This is a genomic window from Erwinia billingiae Eb661 (assembly GCF_000196615.1).
Classification (GTDB): domain Bacteria; phylum Pseudomonadota; class Gammaproteobacteria; order Enterobacterales; family Enterobacteriaceae; genus Erwinia; species Erwinia billingiae.
The window spans coordinates 137982-153301 of record NC_014305.1 but is presented as its reverse complement, the minus strand read 5'-3'; the positions used below and the strand labels follow the sequence as shown (position 1 = coordinate 153301).

Here is a 15320-nt window from a genome sequence, read left to right as displayed (position 1 = left end):
GCTGGTGTTAAGCAAGCAAGGCGTTGTGATTGAAACGAAATGAGTTGGTGATTCGTGCAGTTATGGTGACTTTTTCGCAAGCATCATAGCGTCCGGATATTACTACCTCGGCATTATCTCGTTGTTCGCAATACACAAAATAATGACAATATGGTCCCTGACCATAAGTAGAAAAAGAAGTCACCCTGAGCCACAGCATCAGGACAATAACGCTGGTTGAAATTCCAGAATGCGATGCCCAGGCTGACTGCGACGATAAAACCATAGCGCCGCAGCCAGCCATTCAGGGAGGGAAGTTTCCCGTTAACCTTAAAATACAGCCAGAGTGACCAGACCGGCATCAACGTCAGTATCCAGCCAGGAAGACTGAACATTCTGAGATCCATCATAAAGCGGTGAACCTGCGGTGGAGGCAGCGGCGGCTCAGCGACCGGAGAGAACTGAAATAACCAGCCCGTGGTAATGGCCCAGATTACCGCCCCGGCAATGGCCAGCTTAACCTGCAGCGTCATGGTATTTTCTTTTTCGGGTACGTCTGACTCAGTTTTCATAGGTAGCTCCTGTAAGTCATAAATCCCTGGCGGCGCAGCGTGATGCTGACCAGCGCACCGCAGGCAAACCCGCCCGCCAGCGACAGAAGAAAAATCAGCGGGAAGTCCCGCAGGCCGTTCATCAGCACATCGCCGGACCCGGCGGGAGACGGTAAAATGCGGGTACTGAAGGTTTCGCAGACCAGCCAGGCATACAGCCCGGCAGCGGCCAGCAGCGAGACGCAGACGAGCAGCAGCGCCGTCCCGGAGCGCGAGAGCGTGAGAGGTTTTTCGTGCATGAGGATTATCCGTGAGGTTACTGCGCCGTGAGCGCCTGACTGGTCGGAACCGGGCCCAGCGCGTCGGGCGCCAGGTGGTCAATGTCTGCTTCAATCATCTGTGCCAGCCGCTGGCCTATCGTGCCGGCGTCGGTCACGCCCTGATAAAGCGGGTAAGCCGTGTTGGTGTTGACGTTAACCATAAAGGTGGTGGGCGTGGCGATGGGCAGCCCGTTGCCGAAGAAGGTCAGGATCTCCCCGGCAATCGGCTCATTCGCACCGGCCTTGCGCGGAATAAGCGCCACCGGAAACGCGCTGTCGCCGTAGCCGTCGAGCGTGTACGGATACACCTTTATCCCCGTCTGTTCGGCCCACGCCTTCAGCACCGGGTCAAACTTCGCGCTGTACTGACAGCCGCGCTGCATGAACACCACGATGGCGTAGTCGCTGAGGTTCACCGTGCGCCCGTCGGTCAGCGTCATCATCTGCGGGGCCCGTCCGGCGCGGCCCTGCGGTAAGCCGAGCGACGGCAGTGCCGGTGCCCAGCCCGTGCTGGTCTTGGCCTTCTCCAGCGCCGCAATATCGTCGGCCACCGAAGCCTGCCCGGCCAGAGGTGCCAGCATCAGCAGCAGCGGAATAAGTGACTTCAGCTTCATGGCGTTTCCTCCCGAAGGGCGTGGTGAGATGCGTTTACTGGTCATAGGTCTTCCTGTGCGGCTGACGGCGAAAGACGGGCGGGGCCGTGAAAACCAGCGCAATCAGCAAGCTGATACCCGCCGCAAACGTATACGCCGTGGCCAGCGTGTCGTTGATTTCCGCCACCCAGGCGTCACGGCTTCCGGCCTCTCTCACGCAGGGTGCCGGCCGGACCGGCGACGGACTGTCCGCCCCGCCCGTTGTTGCCGGGACGCAGTGCATAACCATGCCTGCGGGCGCATCGCGAAACATGGCCTCTGCCTCCTGCAGCAGTGCGGCCCCGGCGTTGCCGCGCGCGACCATCACGGCCAGCACAAAGAAAAACAGGGCAGGTCCGGTCACAAAGGTCTGCAGCAGCACCGTGCGCAGCCAGCGGCCGGTATAGCGCAGCCGTTCCCTGCGGTCATGACGTAATGATTTCATGCCTGACTCCTTAAAAGTTCGGCTTAAAGCCGGTGGCCACGTTGAGGAACCGCTTCGCCAGGTCGTCCTGCGTCATAAAGCCGTAGGCCAGCGGGCGGTAGTCTTTTGATGCCGGGTCGACCAGAAACAGGGCCGGATAGTGGCTGATGCCCATCCGCGCGCTCTGCCCGCCGTCGGGCCGGCTGTCCGGCACCTGCGGTGAAACCTGACCGTCCATGCTGACCGGGATGAGCGCGACGTGACGGGTACGCGCAAAGTCCGCCACCACGCCCGCCATCTGCGCATCAATCGGGTCGCCGCCGCGGTAGAAGTACACCAGCCCGTACTGGCCGGCGAGCTGCGCGATGGCCTGCGTCTGGTCCGCCTGGTCGCGGGCCTGCTGCAGCGGCGCGGTGCTGTTGTAGTGCGGATGCTCGAGGTTGTAATCGAGGTCCGGATGATGCAGCTGCGCCACCGCGAACGACTGGCTGAACATCGAGGCCCGGTCGGTCCAGAACTTCTGCCAGCGCAGGAACGTCGCCGTGTTCTCCGCCGACGGGTGCAGGATGGCGTTGTTCAGCGCCTCCTTCGTGTAGCCCTTCAGCACGTCGGCCTGCTCGCCGGGTGACAACCGGCTGAAGTCCGGCACCTGCTGTGTGGGCCGGGGCTTCGGCGCGGGCGTTTCCGCCTTTTTCTTCGGCTCGTTGTACCAGTGCCAGCCGGTGAACGGGTCGGCCGGATCCACCACCTCATCCGCCGGCGGCGGCCCGTCCGCAAACGCCGGCAGCGCACACGCCATCACGGCGGCCAGTAACAGTGCTCTCATCATTTCCCTCCGGTCTGCGCGTTAACCTGCGCGGCGATGCGGTCTTTCGCCTGCTTCACCATGGCGGCGGAGTCAGGGATCTTCTGGTTGGTCATCAGGTCGGTATAAAAGTCCTGGAAGTTAATGAGGTCGAAGTTGATGGCCTGCAGCTCCGGGACGGTGACACCCCGACAGTTGGGCGAATCGCCGCTGCCAAAGCTGACGTGCAGCTGGTCACGGCGGCCCTGCTCCTGGATGATGCGGGCGAGCTTGCCGCCAAACACGCAGTACGCCTGCTTTTTCTGTACGCAGACGCCGAGCACCGCCCGGGCGCAGGCCTCGCCGACCAGCACCGTCACCTTCTTGGCCTTCGCCTTGCCGATGGCCATCTCCTCGCTGTTGCAGTTGGCCAGTCCCGAGCTGTTGCCCCAGCCGGTGTCCACGCAGCAGTTTGAAAAGCCCGCCATCGCCTTACGGCACGACATCGCCTGTCCGGTAAAGGCCTTCACCGTTATCTGGTCGCCGTTCTTCACGTCATCACCGGCGGAAGCCAGCCCGGCAAGCTTGGCCACCGCGGTGTCGAACCCGCCGTCACCCGCCCCGGTGGTGTCGCTGCAGTCGCCGGTCTGGCAGAAGTAGTTACCGGCACACAGGAGCCCGCTGGAGGTGTAAGTGGTCTGGCACTGGTACGTGTCCTGCTCGTGCAGGCAGGAACTGCCCTCTGAGGCGGTGCAGGCGCGCGCGGCCACCGTGCAGTTCCTGTTGGCCATAAGCTGGGCGCAGTTGCCGGTCGACGTCACCGGCACGATGTACGCGTCCGAGTACTGCCAGCAGTCGCTGTACTGCGTGTAAGTCTGGCCGTTCTGGCTGACGCTGCGGTTACCGCCCGGATCGATGCAGGAGGCACCGGCCCCGGCCGTCGCCGTTGACTTGTCGAAAGCACAGCTCTCCGACCAGACCACCTGAGACGAGGTGGTGTCCCGCTCGGCGGTCATCGGCAGGGTGACGGTGATAACATATCCGCCATTTGCCAGCGCTTTAATGACCCCGTCACGCCCCGAATCATAGTGCCCGTCGGTGTTGTAACGGATAAGTAAGGAGACGACCTGCCCTTTGGTGACGTGCTGCGCGGCAATGTCAAAGCTCCCTGATTTGTTCACGTTGGTGGTGATGGACGTCCCGAGCGCTGAGATGCTGTAGTTAAGGCGGGAGTCTCCCTTGTAGCCGGGCTGAGAGGGTAACGTGAAGGAAAAGGTTCCGCTGGTCAGCGTGCCGTCATCAGGCACCGTGAAGTCATAGCGTATCCAGTAGTTATCCAGGAGGACGGCGCTGGAGCTACCGGCGTTCATCACCAGCTGCGTGGCGTAGGTTTCTTTCGACCCGGTGACCTGAATGCTGCCCGTGCGGGCGCAGGTCTGAACCTGATTCACGTCACGGTCGCAGGAATAGTTCTCAAACACGCTTTTGGACACCACCTTCGTGGTGCACTGGCTGCTGGTCCCGTCCATTACGGTTCCGGCGTTCGCCTCGGCGGTCTTGCCGTTCTGGATGAAGTCCGCGTTGGGATCGATGGTGACCGCCGGGTTTTTCGTTGAGGAATCGGTGATGGCCTGCCCGGCCTCGCTCTGCCCGAGTTCGGTCTGGCCCTTGTCGCTGATACCGCCGTCGCCGCCCTGCACGCCCCCGTAATATCCGCTCTGTGAGGGACTGGCGGTGTAACCCGGAATAACCGACGCCGGGTCGGTCCCTTTCGTGGCGGACGTACCCTGCCCGGCGTTGCTTTTTCCGTATCCGGCCCCGTCATTGTAGGCATCGCTCACCGCACCGGCCCGGGCGCCAGCTGCACACAGCAGCAGAAAAGAGAGTATAAAGAGGCGCTTCATTTCCCGGACTCCCCGTCCCGCAGCAGCTGCGCCGCCGTTGTGCCACAGTCACCGCGCTGCCTCACCTCTTCCAGCGCCTGCTTCACCGGCAGGCTGCCATAGAGCACGTCGAACTTCGTTCCGCAGGTCACCACCAGTGCCGGCACGGCTTTGATGCCGTACTGCTGGTACAGCGTCGGGTCAATCTGTACCCCCACCTGCTTGTCCTTTTTCGACAGTTCAAACATCACCGAGGCGGTTTTACGAAAGTCGTTGTCCAGCAGGCCGCGGAGCGTCGCCGGGACACCGAACCGTCGCGCGTCCGCAAGCATTGGCAGCAGCCCCTCTTCCGGGATGCCCAGGCTGACGAAGTACACCGCCCGCGGGGTGCTGCGACTGGCGCTGTTCTGCTCTGACTGGGTGGCGGCGATTTCATTCTGCAACTGCGACACGCGCCCCTGCTGCGCATCCGGCAGGGTAATATTCATGCCCTGCAGCTGACTTTTGAACACCTCAAGGTCGCGCTGCTGCTGTTTCATGTACGCCATATCGTTACCGGATACGGTGGGCTGCTGCGCCGCCTGCGCGCCTGCGGCAGACAGCAGCACGGCGCTGAGCATCAGTGCCGTCATCGAAGTGCATTTCATGGTGAGTCCTTACAGGTAAACGCAGTTGCGTTTTCGCCACATGAGGTAGCCGAAGTTTTTCTTTGAGGCCGGGGTGTTGTGCACCGAACCCCAGAGCTGCGTGGTGGTGCCGAACGGGTGACAGTCACCCGGCTCGGGGTACATATTGACCATCTGATAGCGCCAGCGGGATTTCGGGATGATCGGGGACGGATATTCGTAGCACACCGCAAGGTCCGCCCCCACCGTCTCCATCACCAGCCCCTCCCGGTGCAGCTTGAAGGCCATCCGTTCGCTGACCAGCAGCGAGGCCTCCAGCGGGGAAAACTCGTTGCTGGTAAAGCCGGTAAACGGGTACATCGACCCCTGCGCGCCGGCGCACCAGAACAGCGGATCAAGCGGCACGCCCGCAGTGGAGGCAATCGAGTCGGCCGCACAGGCGCCCTGCGCCAGCAGGTTGCTGAACAGCGCGACCTCCGGGTTCAGGATCATGGCCAGCGTGCTGTCGTTCCAGAGCGGATCCACCTCAGAGAGGTAGGCGATATCCATGTCCCCGGTCTGCATGCAGCCGGTGCTGGTGATGATGTTCAGCCAGTAAATCAGCGGGTACTTGTACCAGTGAACGTGGTAGAAGCTGCCGGGCGACGGGGAATCACTCTGCCCGCCCCGTCCCGTCCCGGTACGGCCAAGGTCGATTTTAAATCCACCCATATTGACCATGACACCCGGCTCGCGCGTGACGTCGGTCAGCGCCAGCGGCTCCCAGAAACCGATGGCGAGCCCCAGGCGGTAAAAGATGCCGTAGGGGCACAGCTGGATGGGCGAGGCCGGGTTTGGCGTGTCCGGATGGCCGCCCGAGGCCAGCTGAATGCTGCCGAGCGACATCGGAAACAGGCACTTCCAGCAGACGTCGCTGATGGGGTTCACCCAGCGCCCGTCGCCGGCGTTGGTGGTTGCCGCCGCTGCCGGCCGGGTGATGAAGACGCTGAGCAGCAGCGCCAGGACAAACAGGTACGGTCTCATGCGGCATCCTTATCCCGGCAGGGACGCAGCCAGATGCAGACCGGCCCGTCCTCCGTGTCGTGGATGCTGCCGGTAAACCAGTCGTCACCCGGCGGGCGGGAAGGTGACCAGTCGCTGCAGCTGCCGGTCTGCCGGAAACGCGCCATCTGCCATTCATCCACCTCATTTTCCATCCAGGTGGTGGCAGAGACGAGGTGATGCTCTGCAAGCCACGCCGTAAATTCGCCGGGCGCTTCAAACTCGCCGCGTGCCGGTTCAAAAAATGCCGGGTGCGTCCAGCCGCCCCAGCGATCGCGTACGACCGGCTGAGCCGGTATTTCAGCAGGGTGTGTCATAAAGGTGAGTTTCCATCGTGACGGCAGCGGAACTGCCGGAGTCAGACGTTAATCAGGCCTGCCTGCGCAGGCAGGAACAGGGTATTAATCGCGGGAAACGGGCCGGTTATCCTTCATTATCCCGCCGCGGCGCATCACCTCCCCCACGTCGCTTTCATTGAGTGAAGCCAGGATAATGTCCCTGCGCAGCTCGTACCCCAGCGCCAGAAAGGACTGCAGCGCGGCCCGGATAATGTGGATTCTGAATACAGCGGATGCTCCCGTGCCATCACCCGCAGATGCGCTTTTTCAGCCTCATCGATGCGGGTAATGGCAGAATAGCGTTTGATCTTTGCGGGACTTTTAGCGTGGATCATTTCAGCGCCACCTCCTGCACCTTCAGCCAGCTGTCGTCACGCGTGATGCGCACGGGCGTGTGCTCAAGGCCAAATTTTGTTGTCAGGGTGCCGTACTGGTCAAAGTACACCGGTTCGTCCAGCGCGATGCTGCTGTCGTGGATGTTGCCGCTGACCAGTATGACCTTAAAGTTCTGCTGCCCGGCGAGCTGCTGCTTCACCCACGCCATCTGCGTTTTATTGTCGCCGTCGACGAAGTAAAGCGTCTCGCTGTACGGGATTTTATCCAGCGGGTTCACCTGGTCACCGGCCCGGGCAATGACGTTGCCGCGCATATCCCGGATGGTCTCGCGGACCGTGAACGTCGGGTCATAGCGCCAGCTGCGGTCCGTTTTTGCAGGCGTGAGTCCGGCCACCGGTGCCGGGCGCACGGCATGGGCCTTCACCCGCGCCTCCGCCTGCAGCCGGTCCATCTCGCCGCTGTCCTTCATGCCCTGCAGCCGCTGCCCGATAAAGGTCAGCAGGTCAGGCTCGGCGATGGGGAACAGGTGGCCGGTGGTGCCGAGCTCCTTTGCGCCTGCCGGCAGGCTCAGGGCACCCGTCAGCAGAACGACGGCCAGCCGGCGGTTCATGGTGCCTCCTGCATGCGGCGGGCGATGTCGGCCTGAATAACCGGCGTGATGTCCTGCGCCGGGGACACCACCGCGCCGGCGGTCAGCACCAGCGCGTTATGGTCCTGCTGCCACGCCTGCAGGCTGCAGTCCAGCGCCTGACTGAAGCGCTGCGTGAGCGCACGGGCGCTGTTTTCGTCCAGTTCACGCCGCGCCGACTGCTGTTTGAATGCGTCAATGGTGCCTCGCATGTCAAACACCACCGCGTCACGCTGGGTATGCGTGGCAATAAGCTGGCTGATGCCCGCACCGGCGGCCAGCAGCAGCACGCCGGCGGCCAGCATCAGCAGGTGTCCCCGCAGGATGCGGCGGGGCGGCGCGTTTTCCGTGTTTGCCGCAGGCTCATCTGCGGGGGTGTTCACGATGTCACTCACTGTGCGTCTCCTCTCTGATGCTGTCACGCAAGCCGGCCCACACCTCAAGCTCGTGCAGCTCGTCCCGGTACATCCAGGGCTCCGACGCCAGCAGGTAGGCGGCTTCCTCACTGGTGGCACCGGCCTTCTGGGCTTCGTTCATGTACTGGAAGTCCTGACCGCGCGTGCTGAACATCGCGCGGGTGACCGGATCCACAAACACCCGGTGGAACGAACTGTTTTCGCCGGTGGAAATCATCACCGAGCTGAACCCCGTGTCCTTCGCCGGCTGGAAGCCGCGGATAACCTGCGTCTCGAGCTCGCTGAACTGGTCCGGGTTGGCGTTGAGGTAGGTCCTGAACGCCTTGGCGTCCTGCAGCAGCGTCACTTTGGTGCCTGAACAGTCCCACGCGGCCGCAGCGGCCGGCGGGGCCGCCTGGTCTTTGGTCCCGGTGAAGTCCTTGATACCCTGGGTGATGGTGATGAACGCCCCGCGGTGGCGGCGCACCGTGCGGTAGCCGGTCTCGATAAAGCGCGCGGCGTGCGGGTTGGAGCCGCTGAACAGGCGCCAGGCCTCGTCGATAATGGCCACCTTTTTCAGGTCCCGCGGCGAGTGGTACATCTTTTCCTGTATCGCCAGAATGAGCGAGTACAGGATGGCGGACAGCAGGTGCGGCTGATTCTCGAGACTCAGCAGCTCCAGCACCGCAAAACGGGTTTCGCCGTCAAGCGTCGGGCTGTCAGAGTTGAAGTACTCGCCGTTCGCGCCCGTAGTGCACCAGCGGTCAAGCAGCAGGACCAGCTCGTTGATACGGCTCATGATGGTCGGCTGTTCGCCGAACTCCGCCTTCACCTCCGCGGACTTCATGAAGCCGACCACGTCGTCAATGCGGGCCTTGTTACCGCGGGCCTCCCATGCCGCCACCACGCCTTTAAGCAGGATGGTTTCGCTGACCTTATCAAGCGGATCGTTAGGGCTGGCCAGCACGGTCAGCAGCCCGGTTATCCCTTCAGCGGACTCCTTAATGTCGCGGACGTTGGCAAACGGGTTGAAACGCAGGGTGGCGCCGTCAAGGTATTTGCCGCCCGCCTGATTACAGAAGTTCTTGTAGCTGGCCCCCATGTCGATAACCCAGGCAAAGCCGCCGTCGTTCAGCACCTGACGCAGGATTTCCTGAATAAAGAAGCTTTTTCCCGCCCCCGTGGTACCCGTCACCGCAATATTAAAGTTGGTGGAGCCGTTGCTTTCGCTGAACATGTCAAAGAAGGCCAGCTGGTTGCGGTAGGTCGGCAGCGGGCTGCCCAGCGGTGACATCTGCCGCTCGGCCACCACCGGCATCAGGTTCACGGCGTTAAAGCTCTTGCAGCGCAGCGTGGCGCCCATCGTCACCATGTCGTCCCATAGCCCTTCCTGCATCATGAACGGGAAGGTGGTCAGCCAGTTACGCAGCTGCTGGAAGCGCGGAGCCGAGATTTCCAGGTCGTTTTTGCGGAACACGTTGATGGCCGCCAGCTCACACGCCTGCTGTTCACTGGTGCTGTCCGGGGTGAACAGCGTCAGGTTCAGGGTGACGTTGCACATGGCAATCTCGTTGCTGGTCAGCCCCTGACGCAGGTCGCGCCACTCTTCGTACGCGCGCTGGGTGCCGGGAAACAGCTTGCCAAAGGAGGTGCCGGCCTTTTTACCGAGGTCCTGCTCCTTCTTGAACGCCTCGTTCTGGCTCTTCACCTGGTCCTCAACGGAGACGGTCCAGCTGATGATAAACGGGCAGGGAATGCCAAGGTCCGGGAAGCGCATGTTCTGCAGGTTGTCCGCCGCCTGCCACAGGGCAAACTTCTGCGGGGCCTTGGTCAGCTGCATGTTGACGATGCGCGTGCTGGCTACCGGGCTGTCGCGCCCGTCGCCGAGAATGCGGTCCTCCTGCTGACGGGCGGTGGTCAGCCGCAGGTAGCCCGGGTGCACCTCCATCTCGGTGCTGTGGTCGATGCACTGCCGGTGCAGCTCCTGCTCCGTGTTCCAGTGGTCGTCGCTGCGGGTCACCTGGCCGGGGCGGTAGTTCAGCTGCTCGCGCATCACCGCCAGAAACTCCGGCACCCCCACGCGGCGGGTCTCCATGTGCGCCGCCATCAGCGACACGCGCAGCGTCTCGCGCAGCTGCACCACCTGGTCCATCGCCCGGATGCCGCCCCGGCCCGGACGGGCATAAACCAGAAACACCCGGTAGTTGCGCAGGTAGAGCGGATACTCGCGCTGGTTGGCCAGCCCCTTCAGGGAGGCCCGTTCCCAGTACGCCTTGGTGATGGCATTAAGGCGCGGTGCCATATCGCCCTTCCACATCGCCTTGCTCAGCCCGTTGTCGAGCATTTCCCCGACGCACTTACTGGCCACCATCAGCACGGTGACCGGCGTTTTGCGCGGCAGCTTCTTGCGCAGCAGGTCGTCCAGCGCCTGCACCACCTGCTGGTTTGCGCCGGCGAGCGGCGCCACCTCCATGACGAAGCCGATTGAGCGGCTGTTAATGTAGAGCTCGGTTTTGTCGTCATACATACGGTAAGGCAGCAGGCTGGTCAGCGAGGGATAGCTGAAGCTCTGGCGCAGCATGTCGCCCGCCGCCTTCGCCCCGCCCTCGTCCTTACTGCCGGCAAAGATACCGGCCAGCTGGTCAATCCAGGAATCGCTCATTATTACCTCCGCGATAACTCAGTACATTACGCAGGACTTCCTGCATGGAGACGGTCTTTCCTGATCCGGTGGTGCCGGTAAAAAGAGTGTGACCGGCATCGCCTGGCAGGAAGTTGAATAAGGTGTGCACGGCATGACGGTGCATCGCTCTGGCGCTGGCCTCCCCCTGCAGCCTGTGCGTTTTGATAAAAGCCGGCAGGCCGCTGCACGCACCGGCCTTCAGCGGGAATGCCGTCATTTTTTGGTTCTGCGCGGATGCCATGCTTACTCCCCCTCGCTGATAACGCGGAAGTCTTCATCCCAGCGGGACTTCTTCTTCACGAACTCGACTACGGCCGGCTGATGGAAACTGTCCTGCTCATCGACCCACGGCGCTATCCACAGCCGCTGGGTGGCGTCAGGAATGCGCAGGGCATTCACCCGTCCCGCGCTGGCGTACTCGCCCGGCGTGACCGGCGCAGCCTGCGCCCGCACCGGGATGTAAGAAGCCCGAAGGGCGTTACTCGATGAAACGGCAGGCGGGGTGATAACCGGTCGGGATGCCAGGGTGGCCGTACTGATTTTCCGGTCCGGTGATGCGGCCGGCCGGCTGTTCGGGAGCGTGGCCAGCGACTCACCGGCAGGCTTTGGGGATGCCTGCGCCTCAGCCGTCAGGTCATCAAGGCTTTTGCCTTTCGCCGCCAGCCGGCTGGCATCACTCATGGAAAGGCACTGGTCGGTGGCCGTCTTGTTGCAGTCAAAATCAGAGTTCATACCGGCACAGCCGGTGAGTGCGGCGCACAGCAGTGCGCCACCAAGCAGTTTGTACATGGTGGAGTCCTAAGTAGCGGCCGGGCCGCAGCAGGTTATAAAGTTCTGAAGGGAGTGAATGAAAAGGTAAGAACTGGCCCTGGTGAAGGCTGCGGTTATTTCACCTGATGAAACGCCACGGGAGACCGGCGGTCACGTTTGCCGAAACGAAACTCAACGATGGTGTTAAATACATCGCGGTCAAACGTCTGCGGGCGGTACACCGACGGGTAATCCTCACCAGGCGGTTCCTGCGAGAAGACAAAAAGGCTTACCCCGCGCTCAGTCAGCCGGCTCAGCAGGGCGTTAAATCCCCGGCCTGCGCCCCGTGGAATAAATCCGTCGACAACGATCACCGGCTTATCGCTGCTGAGGATCTGCGCCTCAATTTCGGTGTACTGCGCCGTCCACTCGCTGAGTGACAGCAGCTCACGGTTGATGTACGCCCCCTGAATCGAGGCCGCCAGACGGCGGGCGACATTCGATTTCCCCGTCCCGGTCCAGCCCTGGACATAAAAGTGTCCCTTACGTCCGTGGTACAGCGCCTCCAGCTTTTCCGTGTTTTCCTTAATACTCAGCCGCAACACGATTTCAGGAAGGGGCTCGTGATAAGTAATGTCGCACATAGCGTTCTCCGGTTATGGTTTTGCCCGTAGCGGTTAAGCCGGTGAGGCCGGCGCACAGCCGCGCCCGCCGGGTATCTTTCGGCAGCGTTACGGGCAGATGAGAGGGTTTTACTGACGGATAAGGTGTTATGGCGTGACGGACGATGGTTACGGGGTGTCAATCATATCGCCGGGGGATAAAAAGCCCTGGTGTGGGCGGAAATAACGGCTGATAAGGCCGCTGAAGAAAGCGAAACAGAATAATTGAGCGGCTTCACACGCCGGGTTGCTTCCCGGTCAGGAGCCGTTCATCGCGTGCCGTTACGGCCGGCCCGTTTCGCAGTGCCGTTCTGCGTCCTCCACCTGAACCAGCAGCGCGGCCAGGTCGCAGATATTGGCCTGCCGGTTACGGCACGCCCGGCGATAACGAAGTCGCAGGGCACAAAGCCGGATAAGCGCCTCGCGGGCGTTTTCAGTACCACTGTTCATACCAGAGCTTCCTTATGTCACGCGGGCAAAGTGCCCGCACAAAAACAAAAAAACGACTGACAAAACATCCTGCCTCAGCAATATGGTGGACCTTTCAGATTTGTATCCGGGACGTGATGCACGTCACATTAAATAAACCAGGGAGGGTAATCATTACCCTCCTTTTGCAGCCTGACGACGAAAGCGCATCTCGCTGCGGATCTTTGCCTCGGTCAGGCGGCCGAACAGGTTGATCAACAGGATGGCGCGCTTTGCGCCGTCCGGCTGGTGCCAGATGGCTTCCAGTCCGTCAAATGCACCGTTCTCGATGGTCACCGTTTCACCGTGCTCCGGGTCAGGTGACCGCCCTGCCAGCGCCGCGCCGGCCTCCATCCGCATCCGCAGCGCCGCCAGCTCCGCACCGTCCATGATGGCCGGGGTGTTGTTGAAGCTGACGATACCCGATATGCCCCGCGTGGCCTTGATGGTGGTGGTGTGAATGATTTCCGCGTCGAAGTGCGCGAACAGGTATCGCGGAAAGGCCAGCACCTCGCTGCCGCCCCCGCCGCCGCGCGCATCAACCGAATGCACGGTAATCCGCGGCAGCCAGCAGTTCACGCCCTGATTTATCAGATTGTCCTGCGCCCGCTTCTCCTGCGCATACTTCGTTATCAGCACGTACCAGTTTCCGCGCTGACCGTCCGCCGCGCCGTCCGTTAAGTGTTTCATCACACCGTCCTCATCAGTTAATGGTGTCGCCAAGCTTCAGCTGGCTGGCCTGACGCAGCACCTCGTCCGGATTCAGTACCGGCGCGCGCGTGATGTTGTCACCAGAGTTGGTCACGGCGGCGGCGGCCTGCTGCGCCGTCGCCTGTGGCGCATCCTTCACCGCCTTCTCTGCCTCCACGTCTTCAATCGTTTCCAGCCTGAAGCCCTGCTGGAACACCACGGTGACGGCGTTGCCTGCCCCGATATCAATCACCGGGTGGTACTGCTCGGCGCGCTTAATCCAGTACTGGCTGAGCGTGTCCGCCGCCTTGCTGGCGCCGCCGCCGATGCCCTGCTTCAGAATGTCGCCCGCCCCCACCGAGGCGGTGGCCCCGAGTCCGACGCTTGGCGTGGCGGCCGACTGGATACCCTCGCCGAAGCCGGAAAGCAGCCCGGCCGCGCCGGCATAGCCAATAATCTTGCCGTTACGCATCACCGGCTTGCCGCGAATGCCCTGCTTACCCTGATAGGCCACGTGTCCGTCGAACGGCATGTCGATGTGCTTGCCGTTTTTCAGGATGCAGCTGATGTTCTTCGTGCGGACCTCACCACGTTCGCTGGAGATATCGCCGTAAATTTCCCCGGTCACGCGGCACTGGTCCATGTTCCAGGTCCGGCCGTTAGGCATCGATACGTCCCCGAGCAGGGTGATAACCACCGGCGAGGTGTTCTGCTGCCCGGTCACGCTGGCGTTTGCATCCGCCCCCTCAATCATCACCGCTTCGGAGAACGAGCCGGATGAAATCCACGGCAGCGTCGTCTTTTTGTGCTGCAGCGAGGCGTAGGTAAAGGTGCGGCTGGTCATGCCGCCGGTGCGGCCCGTACCGGCGCCGGGATAAAAGCCCTGCCCCTGCCCGGCCCCCTGACCGGGGTAAAACTGACTGCCCTGTCCGGCGGCCGGGCCCCGGTTCGGGTCGGTGATATTCCACTGTGCCGGTCCGGCCGGGCCGCCGGGTACGGGGCCGGGCCCTGCGGCCGGTGAGGTGCTGCCGGGTGCAACAGGAGGCTGCTTATCTGCCTGGCCCTGCAGCTTGCTGATAAGGGTGTCGAGGCGTTCAAGCTTCTGCGACATGTCATCCTTCTGCCGCTGCACGTCAGCTTTCAGCTGGCTGACGCTGGTCTCCAGCCCGGCCGTCTTGTTCTGCTGTTGGGTCAGCACCGAGCTGGCCACGCTGTCGGTGAATTTTGTGGTAACCAGCCCGGTCATGTCGGCCGCTTTGGGTGCCGGCGGCGGATTTTTAAGGGCCGCCTGGTGCTGTGCATACCACCAGATGCCGCCCCCGGTGGCCGCCGCCACCGCAAGCGTCACGCCGGCAACCATCCACTGCCGGCGACGGGTGGCGGTGTTGATGTTACTCATGAGCCGCCCTCCTTATCCGTTGAGAAAATCACCCAGACGTACCCTTCGCCGCCGGCATAAAGGCTGCGCGTGGACAGAAGCACCGCGCGCACGCCCTGCTGCCAGAACTGCTTTTCGCTGAGCTCGCGGGTAACGTATCCGCCGTTCTTCATACGGTAACGCATCACCCGCAGGTGAGAACCCGCCAGCTGGCGTTCGGGAGTGAGCGTCACGCCCGACGCCGGAGCGTAGGCCGGACCGCGGTCGGCCGGGAGTTCGGTATAGCTGTCCGGCACGCCGCCGTTAACCACGGTACGGGCCACGCTCACCAGCGTTTTCTCCCACGGCTGGCTTTCTTCCCACGCCTTCGCATCGGGGTTGGCCTTCAGCCGGGATGATGCCGGAATGAGCCGCAGGGTTTTCCCGTCTCCGGGCTTTGGGACCACATCGATGGAAGCGCCGACGCCGCCGGCCGTTTCCAGGAACAGCGTGAAGTTCTGACCGGTAACGGGCGTGATGAGCAGCGCGCCGTCCTCGGTGTTCTCCTGGGTGAAGGCATTCTCCGGCCCGGTCACCCGGGTGATGAGTTCGCCGTCGATGACGATTTTGTTCGGGCTGGTATTGCTGAGCTGTGCTTTCAGGTGCGCGTCGTTTTCAAACACCGTACCGGTGGGGCCGCTGACGGCCGCCATGGCGGCGGGAGTAAGGAGTGCGCCCGCCACCAGAGCGGCAGTAAAGGTGACTTTCATGCT

The 15320-nt window shown here is 62.4% G+C and carries 19 protein-coding genes; all 19 read right to left on the bottom strand.

Features of this window, described 5'->3' with window-relative positions:
• Nucleotides 1–113: 113 nt before the first annotated feature.
• On the bottom strand, nucleotides 114–551 hold the full coding sequence (locus EBC_RS01300; RefSeq protein WP_013200030.1) for a hypothetical protein: 438 nt from the start codon (nucleotides 549–551) through the stop codon (nucleotides 114–116).
• The gene (locus tag EBC_RS01295) at nucleotides 548–829 is read right to left on the bottom strand and encodes a hypothetical protein (RefSeq protein WP_013200029.1); all 282 of its coding nucleotides are present in this window, start codon (nucleotides 827–829) and stop codon (nucleotides 548–550) included. Before EBC_RS01295 ends, EBC_RS01300 begins: the two co-directional genes overlap by 4 nt.
• A 17-nt stretch (nucleotides 830–846) precedes the next feature.
• Nucleotides 847–1464, bottom strand: a complete 618-nt coding sequence (locus EBC_RS01290; protein ID WP_013200028.1) for a type-F conjugative transfer system pilin assembly thiol-disulfide isomerase TrbB — start codon at nucleotides 1462–1464, stop codon at nucleotides 847–849.
• Nucleotides 1465–1498: 34 nt separating this feature from the next.
• A complete protein-coding gene (locus tag EBC_RS01285) occupies nucleotides 1499–1927 on the bottom strand; it encodes a hypothetical protein (protein WP_013200027.1) in 429 nt (142 codons plus the stop codon).
• Nucleotides 1928–1937: 10 nt separating this feature from the next.
• The gene (gene traF / locus EBC_RS01280) at nucleotides 1938–2735 is read right to left on the bottom strand and encodes a type-F conjugative transfer system pilin assembly protein TraF (RefSeq protein ID WP_013200026.1); all 798 of its coding nucleotides are present in this window, start codon (nucleotides 2733–2735) and stop codon (nucleotides 1938–1940) included.
• Complete coding sequence (gene traN, locus EBC_RS01275) at nucleotides 2732–4594, bottom strand: type-F conjugative transfer system mating-pair stabilization protein TraN (protein ID WP_013200025.1); 1863 nt, start codon at nucleotides 4592–4594, stop codon at nucleotides 2732–2734. The genes traF and traN overlap by 4 nt, the downstream gene beginning before the upstream one ends.
• Nucleotides 4591–5220, bottom strand: coding sequence for a type-F conjugative transfer system pilin assembly protein TrbC (gene trbC / locus EBC_RS01270; RefSeq protein ID WP_013200024.1), 630 nt, complete (start codon nucleotides 5218–5220; stop codon nucleotides 4591–4593). The genes traN and trbC overlap by 4 nt, the downstream gene beginning before the upstream one ends.
• A 9-nt stretch (nucleotides 5221–5229) precedes the next feature.
• Nucleotides 5230–6222, bottom strand: coding sequence for a conjugal transfer pilus assembly protein TraU (gene traU, locus EBC_RS01265; protein ID WP_013200023.1), 993 nt, complete (start codon nucleotides 6220–6222; stop codon nucleotides 5230–5232).
• On the bottom strand, nucleotides 6219–6557 hold the full coding sequence (locus tag EBC_RS01260) for a hypothetical protein (protein WP_013200022.1): 339 nt from the start codon (nucleotides 6555–6557) through the stop codon (nucleotides 6219–6221). The genes traU and EBC_RS01260 overlap by 4 nt, the downstream gene beginning before the upstream one ends.
• A gap of 352 nt (nucleotides 6558–6909) precedes the next feature.
• Entirely contained in the window at nucleotides 6910–7524 is a 615-nt protein-coding gene (gene traW / locus EBC_RS01255; RefSeq protein ID WP_013200020.1) for a type-F conjugative transfer system protein TraW, read from the bottom strand.
• Nucleotides 7521–7937, bottom strand: a complete 417-nt coding sequence (trbI, locus tag EBC_RS01250; protein WP_013200019.1) for a type-F conjugative transfer system protein TrbI — start codon at nucleotides 7935–7937, stop codon at nucleotides 7521–7523. The genes traW and trbI overlap by 4 nt, the downstream gene beginning before the upstream one ends.
• On the bottom strand, nucleotides 7930–10599 hold the full coding sequence (gene traC, locus EBC_RS01245; RefSeq protein ID WP_041691804.1) for a type IV secretion system protein TraC: 2670 nt from the start codon (nucleotides 10597–10599) through the stop codon (nucleotides 7930–7932). The genes trbI and traC overlap by 8 nt, the downstream gene beginning before the upstream one ends.
• Nucleotides 10580–10861: a conjugal transfer ATP-binding protein gene (locus EBC_RS01240; protein ID WP_013200017.1), complete on the bottom strand. Its 282-nt coding sequence runs from the start codon at nucleotides 10859–10861 to the stop codon at nucleotides 10580–10582. Before EBC_RS01240 ends, traC begins: the two co-directional genes overlap by 20 nt.
• A gap of 2 nt (nucleotides 10862–10863) precedes the next feature.
• Nucleotides 10864–11409 (bottom strand): type IV conjugative transfer system lipoprotein TraV, encoded by a 546-nt coding sequence (traV, locus tag EBC_RS01235; protein WP_013200016.1) that lies wholly within the window; start codon nucleotides 11407–11409, stop codon nucleotides 10864–10866.
• A gap of 95 nt (nucleotides 11410–11504) precedes the next feature.
• Nucleotides 11505–12014, bottom strand: a complete 510-nt coding sequence (locus tag EBC_RS01230) for an ATPase (RefSeq protein ID WP_013200015.1) — start codon at nucleotides 12012–12014, stop codon at nucleotides 11505–11507.
• 300 nt (nucleotides 12015–12314) lie between these two features.
• Entirely contained in the window at nucleotides 12315–12482 is a 168-nt protein-coding gene (locus EBC_RS25950; protein ID WP_013200014.1) for a hypothetical protein, read from the bottom strand.
• Between the two features lie 153 nt (nucleotides 12483–12635).
• On the bottom strand, nucleotides 12636–13190 hold the full coding sequence (gene rfaH, locus EBC_RS01225; protein ID WP_013200013.1) for a transcription/translation regulatory transformer protein RfaH: 555 nt from the start codon (nucleotides 13188–13190) through the stop codon (nucleotides 12636–12638).
• Between the two features lie 13 nt (nucleotides 13191–13203).
• Nucleotides 13204–14589, bottom strand: a complete 1386-nt coding sequence (gene traB, locus EBC_RS01220; RefSeq protein WP_013200012.1) for an F-type conjugal transfer pilus assembly protein TraB — start codon at nucleotides 14587–14589, stop codon at nucleotides 13204–13206.
• Nucleotides 14586–15317 carry a type-F conjugative transfer system secretin TraK gene (gene traK / locus EBC_RS01215; RefSeq protein WP_013200011.1) on the bottom strand — a complete coding sequence of 244 codons (732 nt, stop codon included), beginning with the start codon at nucleotides 15315–15317 and terminating at the stop codon, nucleotides 14586–14588. Before traK ends, traB begins: the two co-directional genes overlap by 4 nt.
• Between the last annotated feature and the right edge of the window lie 3 nt (nucleotides 15318–15320).

Excerpts from the sequence above, each read along its gene's own strand:
- EBC_RS25950 (WP_013200014.1), bottom strand. The coding sequence starts at position 12,482 with ATGAACAGTGGTACTGAAAACGCCCGCGAGGCGCTTATCCGGCTTTGT.
- EBC_RS01295 (WP_013200029.1), bottom strand. The coding sequence starts at position 829 with ATGCACGAAAAACCTCTCACGCTCTCGCGCTCCGGGACGGCGCTGCTG.
- EBC_RS01285 (WP_013200027.1), bottom strand. The coding sequence starts at position 1,927 with ATGAAATCATTACGTCATGACCGCAGGGAACGGCTGCGCTATACCGGC.
- traK (WP_013200011.1), bottom strand. The coding sequence starts at position 15,317 with ATGAAAGTCACCTTTACTGCCGCTCTGGTGGCGGGCGCACTCCTTACT.
- traW (WP_013200020.1), bottom strand. The coding sequence starts at position 7,524 with ATGAACCGCCGGCTGGCCGTCGTTCTGCTGACGGGTGCCCTGAGCCTG.
- traU (WP_013200023.1), bottom strand. The coding sequence starts at position 6,222 with ATGAGACCGTACCTGTTTGTCCTGGCGCTGCTGCTCAGCGTCTTCATC.
- traB (WP_013200012.1), bottom strand. The coding sequence starts at position 14,589 with ATGAGTAACATCAACACCGCCACCCGTCGCCGGCAGTGGATGGTTGCC.
- EBC_RS01260 (WP_013200022.1), bottom strand. The coding sequence starts at position 6,557 with ATGACACACCCTGCTGAAATACCGGCTCAGCCGGTCGTACGCGATCGC.
- EBC_RS01230 (WP_013200015.1), bottom strand. The coding sequence starts at position 12,014 with ATGTGCGACATTACTTATCACGAGCCCCTTCCTGAAATCGTGTTGCGG.
- traN (WP_013200025.1), bottom strand. The coding sequence starts at position 4,594 with ATGAAGCGCCTCTTTATACTCTCTTTTCTGCTGCTGTGTGCAGCTGGC.
- traV (WP_013200016.1), bottom strand. The coding sequence starts at position 11,409 with ATGTACAAACTGCTTGGTGGCGCACTGCTGTGCGCCGCACTCACCGGC.
- rfaH (WP_013200013.1), bottom strand. The coding sequence starts at position 13,190 with ATGAAACACTTAACGGACGGCGCGGCGGACGGTCAGCGCGGAAACTGG.
- trbC (WP_013200024.1), bottom strand. The coding sequence starts at position 5,220 with ATGAAATGCACTTCGATGACGGCACTGATGCTCAGCGCCGTGCTGCTG.
- EBC_RS01290 (WP_013200028.1), bottom strand. The coding sequence starts at position 1,464 with ATGAAGCTGAAGTCACTTATTCCGCTGCTGCTGATGCTGGCACCTCTG.
- EBC_RS01240 (WP_013200017.1), bottom strand. The coding sequence starts at position 10,861 with ATGGCATCCGCGCAGAACCAAAAAATGACGGCATTCCCGCTGAAGGCC.
- traF (WP_013200026.1), bottom strand. The coding sequence starts at position 2,735 with ATGATGAGAGCACTGTTACTGGCCGCCGTGATGGCGTGTGCGCTGCCG.
- traC (WP_041691804.1), bottom strand. The coding sequence starts at position 10,599 with ATGAGCGATTCCTGGATTGACCAGCTGGCCGGTATCTTTGCCGGCAGT.
- EBC_RS01300 (WP_013200030.1), bottom strand. The coding sequence starts at position 551 with ATGAAAACTGAGTCAGACGTACCCGAAAAAGAAAATACCATGACGCTG.